At 72.5% G+C, this 10,789-nt stretch carries 13 protein-coding genes and 2 pseudogenes; 12 read left to right on the forward strand and 3 right to left on the reverse strand.

The features are described from left to right. The 7 genes and pseudogenes from ABZU46_RS28660 to ABZU46_RS28690 all read left to right on the forward strand — a co-directional run. On the forward strand, positions 1-300 hold a 300-nt coding region (locus tag ABZU46_RS28660; RefSeq protein ID WP_354862618.1), incomplete at its 5' end, for a biotin/lipoyl-containing protein. Positions 301-319: 19 nt separating this feature from the next. Next, positions 320-1,762: an acetyl-CoA carboxylase biotin carboxylase subunit gene (locus ABZU46_RS28665; protein ID WP_354862620.1), complete on the forward strand. Its 1,443-nt coding sequence runs from the start codon at positions 320-322 to the stop codon at positions 1,760-1,762. Next, complete coding sequence (locus ABZU46_RS28670; RefSeq protein WP_354862621.1) at positions 1,759-2,541, forward strand: SRPBCC family protein; 783 nt, start codon at positions 1,759-1,761, stop codon at positions 2,539-2,541. The genes ABZU46_RS28665 and ABZU46_RS28670 overlap by 4 nt, the downstream gene beginning before the upstream one ends. Further along, positions 2,534-2,938: a cupin domain-containing protein gene (locus ABZU46_RS28675; RefSeq protein ID WP_354862623.1), complete on the forward strand. Its 405-nt coding sequence runs from the start codon at positions 2,534-2,536 to the stop codon at positions 2,936-2,938. Before ABZU46_RS28670 ends, ABZU46_RS28675 begins: the two co-directional genes overlap by 8 nt. After that, positions 2,935-4,209 carry a beta-ketoacyl-[acyl-carrier-protein] synthase family protein gene (locus tag ABZU46_RS28680; protein ID WP_354862624.1) on the forward strand — a complete coding sequence of 425 codons (1,275 nt, stop codon included), beginning with the start codon at positions 2,935-2,937 and terminating at the stop codon, positions 4,207-4,209. The genes ABZU46_RS28675 and ABZU46_RS28680 overlap by 4 nt, the downstream gene beginning before the upstream one ends. Then, entirely contained in the window at positions 4,206-5,456 is a 1,251-nt protein-coding gene (locus ABZU46_RS28685; RefSeq protein ID WP_354862626.1) for a beta-ketoacyl synthase N-terminal-like domain-containing protein, read from the forward strand. Before ABZU46_RS28680 ends, ABZU46_RS28685 begins: the two co-directional genes overlap by 4 nt. 17 nt (positions 5,457-5,473) lie before the next feature. Beyond that, positions 5,474-5,779: pseudogene (locus ABZU46_RS28690) on the forward strand (antibiotic biosynthesis monooxygenase family protein). Positions 5,780-5,846: 67 nt separating this feature from the next. On the opposite strand, the gene ABZU46_RS28695 reads toward ABZU46_RS28690, so the two are convergent. Together ABZU46_RS28695 and ABZU46_RS28700 are read right to left on the reverse strand one after the other, a co-directional pair. Then, complete coding sequence (locus tag ABZU46_RS28695) at positions 5,847-6,242, reverse strand: DoxX family protein (protein WP_354862628.1); 396 nt, start codon at positions 6,240-6,242, stop codon at positions 5,847-5,849. Then, the gene (locus ABZU46_RS28700) at positions 6,239-6,895 is read right to left on the reverse strand and encodes a hypothetical protein (RefSeq protein ID WP_354862629.1); all 657 of its coding nucleotides are present in this window, start codon (positions 6,893-6,895) and stop codon (positions 6,239-6,241) included. The genes ABZU46_RS28695 and ABZU46_RS28700 overlap by 4 nt, the downstream gene beginning before the upstream one ends. 73 nt (positions 6,896-6,968) lie before the next feature. Here ABZU46_RS28700 and ABZU46_RS28705 point away from each other — a divergent pair, with 73 nt between their 5' ends. Both ABZU46_RS28705 and ABZU46_RS28710 read left to right on the forward strand, forming a co-directional pair. Beyond that, a complete protein-coding gene (locus ABZU46_RS28705; RefSeq protein WP_354862631.1) occupies positions 6,969-7,646 on the forward strand; it encodes a TetR/AcrR family transcriptional regulator in 678 nt (225 codons plus the stop codon). 357 nt (positions 7,647-8,003) lie between these two features. After that, entirely contained in the window at positions 8,004-9,398 is a 1,395-nt protein-coding gene (locus ABZU46_RS28710) for a class I adenylate-forming enzyme family protein (protein ID WP_354862633.1), read from the forward strand. On the opposite strand, the gene ABZU46_RS28715 is transcribed toward ABZU46_RS28710, so the two are convergent. Further along, positions 9,293-10,018: a 4'-phosphopantetheinyl transferase superfamily protein gene (locus ABZU46_RS28715; protein WP_354862637.1), complete on the reverse strand. Its 726-nt coding sequence runs from the start codon at positions 10,016-10,018 to the stop codon at positions 9,293-9,295. The genes ABZU46_RS28710 and ABZU46_RS28715 overlap by 106 nt on opposite strands. Positions 10,019-10,048: 30 nt before the next feature. On the opposite strand from ABZU46_RS28715, the gene ABZU46_RS28720 reads away from it, so the two are divergent. The 3 genes and pseudogenes from ABZU46_RS28720 to ABZU46_RS28730 form a co-directional block, all read left to right on the forward strand. Further along, positions 10,049-10,315: an acyl carrier protein gene (locus tag ABZU46_RS28720; protein ID WP_354862635.1), complete on the forward strand. Its 267-nt coding sequence runs from the start codon at positions 10,049-10,051 to the stop codon at positions 10,313-10,315. After that, positions 10,315-10,560 carry an acyl carrier protein gene (locus ABZU46_RS28725; protein ID WP_354862636.1) on the forward strand — a complete coding sequence of 82 codons (246 nt, stop codon included), beginning with the start codon at positions 10,315-10,317 and terminating at the stop codon, positions 10,558-10,560. The genes ABZU46_RS28720 and ABZU46_RS28725 overlap by 1 nt, the downstream gene beginning before the upstream one ends. Further along, positions 10,553-10,789 (forward strand): annotated as a pseudogene (locus ABZU46_RS28730) (beta-ketoacyl-[acyl-carrier-protein] synthase family protein); the annotation flags it as partial. The gene ABZU46_RS28725 and the pseudogene ABZU46_RS28730, both read left to right, overlap by 8 nt.

Below are 10,789 nucleotides of genomic sequence, written 5' to 3' on the forward strand. Positions count from 1 at the left end.
GACCGATCGACCGGGCGATGCGCAACGCCGGGCGCGCTGATCCGGCCGCCGGTCCCCGGGCGCGCGGCGGTCCGGGCGCCGATCGTCGGCACGTTCTACCGCGCGCCGGAGCCCGGCGCGAGGCCGTTCGTCGCGGTGGGCGACCTGGTCAGCCCCGGGCAGCCGGTCGCGATCGTCGAGGCGATGAAGCTGATGAACGAGGTGACCGCCGACCGGGCCGGGCGGGTGGCCGCGATCCTCGTCGAGGACGGCCAGCCGGTGGAGTACGACCAGCCACTGGTCGAGCTGGATCCGGCCTGACGGTGGGGATGGGTGAACCATGTTCGAGACCGTGCTGATCGCCAACCGGGGTGAGATCGCGCTGCGGGTGCTGCGGGCGTGTCGGGAGCTGGGTGTGCGCACGGCGGTGGTCTACTCCGCCGCCGACGCCGACTCGGCGGCCGTGCGCCTCGCCGACCAGGCCGTCCGCATCGGGCCGGCGTCGAGCCGACGCAGCTACCTCAACGCCGCCGCGATCGTGGAGGCGGCCCGGCAGGTGGGCGCGCAGGCCGTGCATCCCGGGTACGGCTTCCTCTCCGAGGACGCCGACTTCGCCGAGATCTGCGCGGACAACGGCCTGACGTTCATCGGCCCGCCGCCGGCGGTGATGGCGGCGCTGGCCGACAAGTCCTCGGCCCGGGCCCTCATGAGCCGGGCCGGGCTGCCGCTGCCGGCGGGCAGCGTCGCGCCGGTGGCGACCGCCGCCGCGGCGGCCGAGGTCGCCGACGCCGTCGGCTACCCGGTGATCGTGAAGGCCGCCGCCGGGGGCGGGGGCCGGGGGATGACCGTGGTGCGCCGTCCGGCCGAGCTGGCCCGGGCGTACGCGCGGACACGGGCCGCCGCGCAGGCCGCCTTCGGCGACGACCGGGTGTACGTCGAGCGGTACCTCACCGAGGCCCGGCACGTCGAGGTGCAGGTGCTCTGCGACTCCCACGGCAACGGCGTGCACCTGGGCACCCGGGACTGCTCGGTGCAGCGCCGGCACCAGAAACTCATCGAGGAGGCGCCTGCTCCGGCGCTGTCCGCCGCGGCGCTCGACGCCATCGCCGAGACCGCGCTGCGGGGTGCCCTGGAGGTCGGCTTCGTCGGCGCGGGCACGCTGGAGTTCCTGGTGGACGCCGAGGAACGCTTCCACTTCCTGGAGATCAACTGTCGGATCCAGGTGGAACATCCCGTCACCGAGATGGTCACCGGGATCGACCTGGTGCACGAGCAGCTGCACATCGCGGCCGGGGTGCCGCTGCGGTGGCGGCAGGAGGAGATCCAGCTGCACGGCGTCGCCGTGGAGTGCCGCGTCAACACCGAGGACCCGGAGCGGGGCTTCGCGCCCACGCCCGGCCGCCTGGAGCGGTTCACCCCGCCCGGCGGCCCGTTCACCCGCGTGGACACCCACGCCAGCGCCGGCTACCTGGTCGGCCCCTGGTACGACTCGCTGCTGGCCAAGGTGATCGTCTGGGCGCCCGACCGGGAGCTGGCGCTCAACCGGCTGGAGCGTGCCCTGGAGGAGTTCGACATCGCCGGGCCGGGCATGCACACGACCATCGGGTTCGTCCGGCGGGTGCTCGACGACGCCGCGTTCCGCAAGGGCCGCTACACCACTGGCCTGGTCGACCGCCTGCTCGCTGCTTCGCCGCCGGTGCCCGCGCAGCGGCCGACGGCCACCCCCACACCCCGCGCCGCGCCCGCCGCGGAGCCCGACGTATCCAACCGGAGGACCCGATGACCGTCACCCATGGTCGCCCGATGACCGCCGAGATCACCGACATCCTGGTGGCGCACTGCGGACTGGACGCCGACGCCGCCGCGCGGGCGCCCGCCGCGTCACTTGAAGAGCTGGGCATGGACTCGCTCGCCCTGCTGGAACTCTCCGCGGTCGTCGCCGACCGGTGGCAGGTGAGCATCCCCGAGCAGGCCGGGCAGCTGAGCATCCCGGCGGTGGCCGACCTGGTCGCCCGGCGCACCGACCCGCCCGGGCACACCGAGAACTCGGTGGTCATCGACGCGCCGCTCGCGCTGGTCTGGGACGTCACCAACGACGTGGCGAACTGGACCGAGCTGTTCACCGAGTACGCCGTGGTGGAGATCCTGCACCGCGACGGGCACACCGTGCGGTTCCGGCTCACCATGCACCCCGACGAGGCCGGGGTGGCGTGGAGCTGGGTCAGCGAACGCACCGCCGACCCGGTCAGCCGACAGGTGCGGGCGCACCGGGTGGAGACCGGGCCGTTCGAGTACATGCGGATCCACTGGCGCTACACCGAGGAGGCCGGCGGCACCCGGATGACCTGGACGCAGGACTTCGCCATGAAGCCCACCGCGCCGGTCGACAACGCCGGGATGACCGAGCGGATCAACACCAACAGCGTCATCCAACTCGCGGTGATCAAGGACCGGGTGGAGCGGATCGCCCGGCAGCGCGAGGAGCAGAACAGCCCGGCGGCCGGCGCCGCGCAGGACAGCCCGGTTGCCGCCGGCGAGTCGACGGGGGCCGGCGATGAGTGACCTGGGCACCCGGCCGATCGGCGCGGCGGACGTACCGGCCGACCGGCGGCGCGGCGGCGAACTGCGGGTGCTGCTCGGGCCCCGCACCGTCGGCAGCACCTCGGGCTTCCTCGGGGTGGCCACCCTCGCGCCGGGGGAGCGGATCGCCGAGCACTACCACCCGTACAGCGAGGAGTTCCTGTACGTGGCGCGTGGCGCGATCACGGTCGACCTGGACGACCAGCCCACCGAGGTCGCGGCCGGGGAGGCGCTGTTCGTGCCGGTCAACGTGCGGCACCGGCTGCGCAACACCGGGTCCGAGCCGGCCGAGGTGGTCTTCCACCTGGGCCCGCTGGCCCCGCGTCCGGAGCTGGGACACGTCGACACGGAGCTGGTCGAGCAACGGGGCGGGTCGTGAGCGGGCGTCGCACGGTGGTGACCGGCATCGGGGTGGTCGCTCCCGGCGGCGCCAGCCGGGACCGCTTCTGGAAGACCATCACCGAGGGACGTACGGCCACCCGGCGGATCAGCTTCTTCGACCCGTCGCCGTTCCGCTCCCAGATCGCCGCCGAGTGCGACTTCGACCCGATCGCCGCGGGGCTCACCGACGCCGAACGGAGCCGCGCCGACCGGTACGTGCAGTTCGCGCTGGCCTGCTCCACCGAGGCGATCGCCGACGCCGGCCTGGTGCTCAGCGACGCCGAGCGGGACCGCGCCGGGGTGGTGCTCGGCACCGCCGTGGGCGGCACGATGGCCCTGGAACAGGAGTACGTGCGGGTCAGCGACCATGGCCGGCGTTGGCTGGTCGACGCGGCGCTCGGCGGCCCGTACCTCTACCAGGCGCTGGTGCCCAGCAGCCTGGCCGCCGACGTGGCCTGCCGGCACGGGCTGCACGGCCCGGCGCAGGTGGTCTCCACCGGCTGCACGTCGGGCATCGACGCCATCGGCTACGCCCACCAGCTGATCGTGGACGGCGAGGCGGACATCGTGCTGGCCGGCGCGGCCGACTCGCCGATCTCACCGGTGACCGTCGCCTCGTTCGACGCGATCAAGGCGACCAGCCCCGACAACGACGACCCCGCGCACGCCTCCCGTCCCTTCGACGCCGACCGGCACGGATTCGTGCTGGCCGAGGGCGCGGCGGTGCTGGTGCTGGAGGAGGCGGGGCACGCCCGCAGGCGGGGCGCCCACATCTACTGCGAGGTCGCCGGCTACGCCAGCCGCAGCAACGGCTACCACATGACCGGGCTGCGCCCGGACGGGCTGGAGATGGGCCTCGCCGTCACCGACGCGCTGCGGCAGGGCGGGATCATCCCCGAGCAGGTCTCCTACATCAGCGCCCACGGCTCCGGGACCCGGCAGAACGACCGGCACGAGACGGCCGCGTTCAAGCGGGCGCTGGGCCAGGCCGCGTACCGGGTGCCGATCAGCTCGATCAAGTCGATGGTGGGGCACTCGCTCGGCGCGATCGGGTCGATCGAGATGGCCGCCTGCGCCCTCGCGATCGAGTTCGGCGTCGTGCCGCCGACGGCCAACTGGAGCACCCGCGACCCGGAGTGCGACCTGGACTACGTACCCAACGAGGCGCGGGAGGTGCCCGTCAACGTGGCCCTGTCGGTGGGCAGCGGGTTCGGCGGCTTTCAGTCGGCGATGGTGTTCTGTCGACTGCCTCCGACGGTGCCGGCGTGAGCGCCCGCCGGGCGGTCGTCACCGGCATCGGGGTGGTCGCGCCGAGCGGCGTCGGCGTGGACGCGCACTGGCGCACCGTGCTGGCCGGCACCCGGCGCACCGGGCCGATCACCCTGTTCGACCCGGCCGGCTACCCGACCCGCTTCGGCGGCGAGGTCCCCGACTTCACTGCCGACTCCTACGCCGACAGCCGGCAACTGGTGCAGACCGACCGGTGGACGCACCTCGGCTTCGCCGCCGCCCGGCTGGCGCTTACCGACGCCGGCCTGCCCGAGCGGGCACCCGACCCGTACGGCTACGCGGTGGCCCTGGCCAGTTCGTCCGGGGGCAACCTGTTCGGCCAGCGGGAGCTGCAGCGGTTGTGGGGCGGGACGTCGCGCACCGTCGGCGCGTACCAGTCGATCGCCTGGTTCTACGCGGCCAGCGTCGGGCAGCTCTCCATCCACCACCAGTTCAAGGGGCCGAGCGGGGTGCTGGTCGCGGAGACGGCCGGCGGGCTGGACAGCCTCGCGCACGCCGCTCGCGCCGTACGCCGGGGCACGCCCGTGGTGATCGCCGGGGCGACCGAGTGTCCACTGAGTCCGTACGCGCTGGCCTGCCAGCTGCGCTCCGGGCTGCTCAGCGACGTCGCCGACCCGGAGCGGGCGTACCGGCCGTTCGACGCGGCGGCCAGCGGCTACCTGCCGGCCGAGGGCGGCGCGGTGTTCGTGGTGGAGGAGCTGGGGCACGCCCTGTCGCGGGGCGCCCGGATCTACGGCGAGGTGAGCGGCTGGGGCGCCACCCACGACGCCGCGCACACCACGGCCGACAGCGCCGGCGATCCGGGCCAGTACGCCCGCGCGATGCGGCTGGCCCTGGACCGGGCGGGTGTCGCGGCGGCCGGGATCGACGTGGTGCTGCCGGACGCTCTCGGTGTGCTCCGCTACGACCGCAGCGAGGCCGAGGCGTTGCGCGCCGTGTTCGCCGATCGGCCGCCCCCGGTCACCACCCAGAAGCCGTTGACCGGCCGGGCACACCAGGGCGGCTCGGCGCTGGACGTGGCCACCGCGCTGCTCGCGTTCGCGCACGACACGCTGCCCGCGTCCGCCGCCCCGGACGAGGTGGCCGACGGGTGCGAGCTGGACTTCCTGCGCGAGCATCGCCGGCCGCGCAGTCGGCTCGCGCTGGTCTGCGCGCGGGGCTTCGACGGGTTCAACAGCGCGCTGGTCCTGCGGGGGGCCGCGCCGGCGAGGGGAGAGACGCCATGAGCGAGCAGCGGGCCTGAGTGGTCTTCCTGGTCCGGGTGCCGCTGCCCCGCACCGAGGAGTTCCTTGCCGCGTACGAGGAGGTGCGGCATCTGGTCGCCGGGGCATCTGGTCGACTAGGTCTGCCGCTCGTCCACCGACCCGGAGAAGTGGCTGATCACCAGCGAGTGGGCGAGCCTTGCCGACTTCGAGACTAGGAGCGCACCGAAGAGCACCGGGACCTGGTGCGCCCGATGCGGGAGTGCTTCACCGACGCCCGTTCGCTGCGCTTCCAGATCCACGCCCAGACCCCGGAACGGGCCCGCGATGAGGTCAGGGTCCGGTAGACCCATCCAGCGGCGGTGATCCACTCCAGATCGGCGCTGTGGGGGTATCCGAGCGCACGGATGCGTACTAGAGCCGTCGGGTTGGTGGGCGCAGCGTCCAGGACAGCAGCGCCAGCCCGGCGACCATGGCAGGTGGGATGAGGTTGGTGGCCGATTGACGCGTGGCGACGATTGAGGCGGCCGCACCAATCATGTTGATCAGGATGCCGGCGTAGGCCCATTCCTTCAGCCGTGGCAGGCGGGGCGCGAGCACCACCACCCCGGCGATGAGCTTCGCGGTTCCCAGGATGGTGGCCAGGTAGCTGGGATACCCGAGGTCGATCATCGCCGGGTAGAACGGCGGCATGTGGAGCAGGTCCATCGTGCCGCCGATGGCGCATTCAGCGACGACGGCTGCGGTGGTGACCCAGTAGGTACTGGCCCGGCCAAGACCTCGGGCGGCGGTGGTGGGTGCCGTGGTCATGACTGCTGCTCCCGGGCAGTGCCGGCGGCAGCGTCGTCGGTCCGGTGGCGGGCCACGTCTGACGGCGGGGCCGGCAGGGCGCAATCCCGGCCCTTCGTCCCGGCCCGCTGGGCCAGCTCGCAGAAGCCGTCTGATCCGATGCCCAGGCCGATGTTGGTCATGTTGTTCAGGTGCTCGCTGGCCACCAGCCAGACGATGTCGCAGACCTCGCGCTCGGTGTAGTGGCGGGTGAGCCGGGCGAACGTGGTGGGCTCGACCTTCTTGTCGCGGGTGAGCTCGGTTGCGTAGTCCAGGGCCGCGCGCTGGGCATCGGTGAACAGCGGGCTGGTCTGGTACTCCGGCAGCGCGTCCAGCCGCGCCAGGTCGTCGGGCGTCTTGGTCATGACGTACCACCTGGCCGCGTCCATGCAGAACATGCACATGTTGGTACTCGCCACCTGCTCGCGGATGAGCAGCGCGGTCTGCGACGCAAGCCGGAGTTTCCGGTCCAGTCTCGGTAGCTTGCCGTAGAAGGACCCGAACGCGAGGGGCATGCGAGGGGGCAGCACCTTGACCGGGGTCATCACCTTGCCGAACTGGCGGCGGCTGACGACATACACCATCTTCATGATCAGGCCCCGCGGCTTGTCGATCGGGGGCAGGTACCTCGCCATGTGTGTCTCCAATGGAGTAGAACTCTCATTTCAAGAGTACAACTCTTGAAATGAGAGTGGTAGTCTCGATCATGTGGCGACCAGGGTCAGCGGACAAGGGTCCCGCGACGGGCAGGCGCGGACCCGCCTGGCTCGCGCCGCGGTCGTTGCGGCCGCGCGGGCCCTGTTCCTTGAGCGCGGCTACGCCGCAACGACGATTGAGACGATCAGCAAGGTGTCGGACGTCCCGCCCGCGACGGTGTACCGGCTGTTCTCTTCCAAGCTCGGGATCCTCAAGGCGCTGCTCGACCTCTCGATAGCCGGTGACGACCAGGCCGTAGCGTTGCCCGACCGGCCCATGGTCCGTGCGCTTCTCGCCGACCGCGACCCCAGGAAACAGCTGTCAGGTTTGGCCGGCCTCGTCCGCGGCATCATGTCCAGGGCCGAGCCTGTTCACCGGATTCTTGTCAGTGCGGCGGGCACCGATCCCGATGCCGCCGCACTGCTCGCCGAGCTGACGCGGCAGAGGCAACACGGCCACGCGCAGTTCGCGCGGTCCCTCGCGCGCACCGGCGCCCTACAGCCGACACTGCGCGAACGCGACGCCGACGACATCATCAACGCGCTCACGTCCCCGGAGGTCTACCGCCTGCTCGTCAGCGACCGAGGCTGGTCTCCGCAGCGGTACGAACAATGGCTGACGGAAATCCTCATCGGCCAACTGCTACCTGCGCCGGCGGACACGTCGACCGCACCCGACACCGTCGACTGACCGAACTCGCCCACACCCACCGGCTGCCGATTCACGCCGGCCTGCAACGCGGCACTCATGTCTACTGCCGCGCGGCGGTCCACATCGACTCGGGTTCCCGGAGGCCGCGGTATCCCACTCACCCGGACGCCCCGGCTTCACGGAACCCGAGTCGATCATGGGCGGTGGGCCGTGATGGTGGTCCGAGTGACGGTGGGCACCGGTATGTGGCAATCGGTCCGGGCGCTCTGTTTGATCTAGCCATTTGCATCTAGCGATGCTCCGCGCGGCTGTCGTAGGGTTCCGTCAGCACCCCGAAAGTTGTTCACAAACGGTAGCTATGCCCTAATTTGTGCTGCGGGTTGAACGGCGAGGGCGATGGATCAATCGACAGGAAACCTTACGGCTGAAGACCCCGGATGGGTGGACGACATCCTGTTCTCCGGCCATCCGACCGATGTTTGTCTCCGCCTGCCGGAATCGATCGACCGGGTCACCCTGCACCGGCTGGTGACCGCTGCGCAGGACCGGCTCATCGCTGCCGGCCTGCGCCCCGGTGGCGCCGCCGCGCTACGACTGCCGCCGTCGCTGGCGTACGTGGTGAACCTGCTGGCCACCTGGCGCACTGGCGCACAGGCAATCCTGCTCGACCACCGGCTGACCGACCACGAGGTGGATCGGGCCCTGGCCCGGCTCACCCCGCAGGTGGTGATCGCGCCGCTGCGGACCTCCGGCGGCGCGCTGAAGGTCTTCGTCGACGTCACCGAGAGCATCACCCGCTACGCCGACCGGCCGGCGGTCAGCGGCCACGCCGTGATCCAGCTCAGCTCCGGTTCCACCGGACCGTCCAAGGTGATCGGCCGTACGGCCACCGACCTGGTCGCCGAGGTGGGTCGCTACACCCGCATCGACGGCGTACCGCTGCCCGGCGAGCGCATCATCCTGCTGCCCTCCATGGTGCACGTGCTCGGGCTCGTCGGCGGCCTGCTCTACGGCCTGCACGCCGGGGTCGAGCTGGTGCCGCCACAGCGGCTCAGCGGTGACGCCGTGCTGGCCGCGATCGCCGCCGACCCGACACCGGCCACCGTGCTGGGTGTGCCGTTCCACATCGGTCTACTCGCCTCCACGCGGCCGTCCGGGCCCCTGCCGCAGTTGCGGCGGATGACCACCGGCGGCGAACTCGTGCCGGCCGCCGTGGCCCAGGCGTTCACCGACCGGTACGGGGTGCCGCTGGGCAACATGTACGGGATGACCGAGGTCGGGGTGATCGGCACCGACCTGCACGGAGCGCACCGGCCGTCGATCGCCCCGGCGCCCGGCATCGAGGTCCGCGAGACCGACGGCGAGTTGTGGGTGTCCTGCCCGGCGTCGCCGTACGTCGGGCTGAGCGACCCGACCCGCTGGGCCGACGGTTGGCTGCACACCCGCGACGCCGGCATCGTCGACGCCGAATCCGGCCTGGTCACCGTGCGCGGCCGGCTCGACTCGCAGGTCTCGGTGGGCGGAATGAAGGTCGACCTCACCGAGGTTGAGGCCACCGTCACCGAGCTGCCCGGCGTGGCCGCCGCCGTGGTGGTGTGGGACGACGGCATCACCGCGTACGTCCAGCCGGACGGCCCGCTGTCGGAGGAGATGCTGGACAAGCTCCTCGCCGAGCGGTTGGCCGGCTACAAGCGGCCCCGGGTGCTGCGTCTGCTCGACGCGTTGCCCCGCACCACCACCGGCAAGCTGGTCCGCTCGACCGGCGCGCTGCGGTCGGCGGCGACGTCGTGACCGGCCCGCTGCACCACCTCGACGTCGACGTCGACGCCCGCCTCGGCGCGTACCGCGACGGCCAGGACGAGACCGCCACCCAGCTCCGGATGACCGACCCGCAGGGGTTCGCCGCCGGGCACCGGTCGCAGCGGCAGCCCGGGCCCGACCGGTGGGGGCATCTCCCGGAGCAGTCCGCCGGCGCGCAGCCCCAGGCCGAGCGCCTTGCCGACCGCCTCCTTGGCGGTCCACAGCCGCAGGAACTCCGCCGCCCGGCCGGCCTCGGGTCGAGTGGCCAGCCAGGCCAGCTCGTCCGGCGAGAACCAGCGGCGGGCCAGCGCGAGCGCGGGCAGCGGACGGATCTCCTCCACGTCCACGCCGACCGGGCCGGCCGCACGGGCCGCGACCACCACGACCTGACCGGCCCGGCTGACGCTGACCGGCAGCTCGACGGGCCCCGGGTCCGCCAGAGCGGCGACCCGTACGACCGGGTTGCCGGCGGGGCCGTGTGCCAGCACCACCTCCGCCTCGGCGCGGCCGAGCAGCGCCGCGCCCGCCCGCCGCAGCAACCGCACGGCGGGACCCGGCCGACCGCCGGCGTCCCGACCGACCCACAGGTACGCGGTGTCCCGATCGGACACCGTCAGTTGGCCCACGCAGAGAGGGTATCCATGAGAGCCGAGGTCCGTGCCTTCGTCGTCGAGCAGCTCGCCGACATGAACTACGACGTCGAGGGGCTCGACGACGACACCACGCTCGGCCCGTCCGGCGTCGACCTGGAGTCGCTGGCCCTGGCCGACCTGTCCGTCCGCGTCGAGGACCGCTACGGCGTGACGTTCGCCGACGACGAGTCGGAGAAGCTGGCCCTCATGACGGTCGGCGAGTTCACCACCATGGTCGCCGACCGTGTCGCCGAGGCGACGAGCGACAACGCCTGATGTCCGGTCAGCCCGACCTGGGGCGAGCTGACCTGCTGACCATGCTCGCCGAACTCACCGCGAAACCCGCCGCCGAGGTCCCCGACCGGATCGGCTCGATGGAACTCGCCTGGCTCGTGCACCTCATCGAGCAGCGCTACGAGCGTCGGCTCGACCTCACCGACGACGACCTGGCCGGCATCCGTACCGTCGACGACGCCCTGGTGGTCTTCCGGGCGTCGCTGGCCGCTACCGCAGATGGCTGAGCCACCCGTCGCCCAGCTCACCGGTGTGCACGCGGTCAGCGCCCTCGGTCGGGGCGCCGACGCGCAGCTCGCCGGCGTCCTGGCCGGCGAGCCGGCGTTCGGCCCGGTACGCCGCTTCGACACCACCGCCCGCCGGGTCGCCGTGGCCGCCACCCTGCCCGACGTCGGCACCCTCGCCGACGAGCTGGCCGCGGCGATCGACGCGGCCTTCGCGGCGGCCGGCCTGACC

The sequence above is a fragment of the Micromonospora sp. NPDC005197 genome (genome assembly GCF_040608295.1).
Lineage (GTDB): Bacteria > Actinomycetota > Actinomycetes > Mycobacteriales > Micromonosporaceae > Micromonospora.

Coding starts and splice junctions, on each gene's coding strand:
- ABZU46_RS28675 (WP_354862623.1), top strand. CDS start 2,534: ATGAGTGACCTGGGCACCCGGCCGATCGGCGCGGCGGACGTACCGGCC.
- ABZU46_RS28700 (WP_354862629.1), bottom strand. CDS start 6,895: ATGGCGAGGTACCTGCCCCCGATCGACAAGCCGCGGGGCCTGATCATG.
- ABZU46_RS28710 (WP_354862633.1), top strand. CDS start 8,004: ATGGATCAATCGACAGGAAACCTTACGGCTGAAGACCCCGGATGGGTG.
- ABZU46_RS28725 (WP_354862636.1), top strand. CDS start 10,315: ATGTCCGGTCAGCCCGACCTGGGGCGAGCTGACCTGCTGACCATGCTC.
- ABZU46_RS28665 (WP_354862620.1), top strand. CDS start 320: ATGTTCGAGACCGTGCTGATCGCCAACCGGGGTGAGATCGCGCTGCGG.
- ABZU46_RS28720 (WP_354862635.1), top strand. CDS start 10,049: ATGAGAGCCGAGGTCCGTGCCTTCGTCGTCGAGCAGCTCGCCGACATG.
- ABZU46_RS28695 (WP_354862628.1), bottom strand. CDS start 6,242: ATGACCACGGCACCCACCACCGCCGCCCGAGGTCTTGGCCGGGCCAGT.
- ABZU46_RS28670 (WP_354862621.1), top strand. CDS start 1,759: ATGACCGTCACCCATGGTCGCCCGATGACCGCCGAGATCACCGACATC.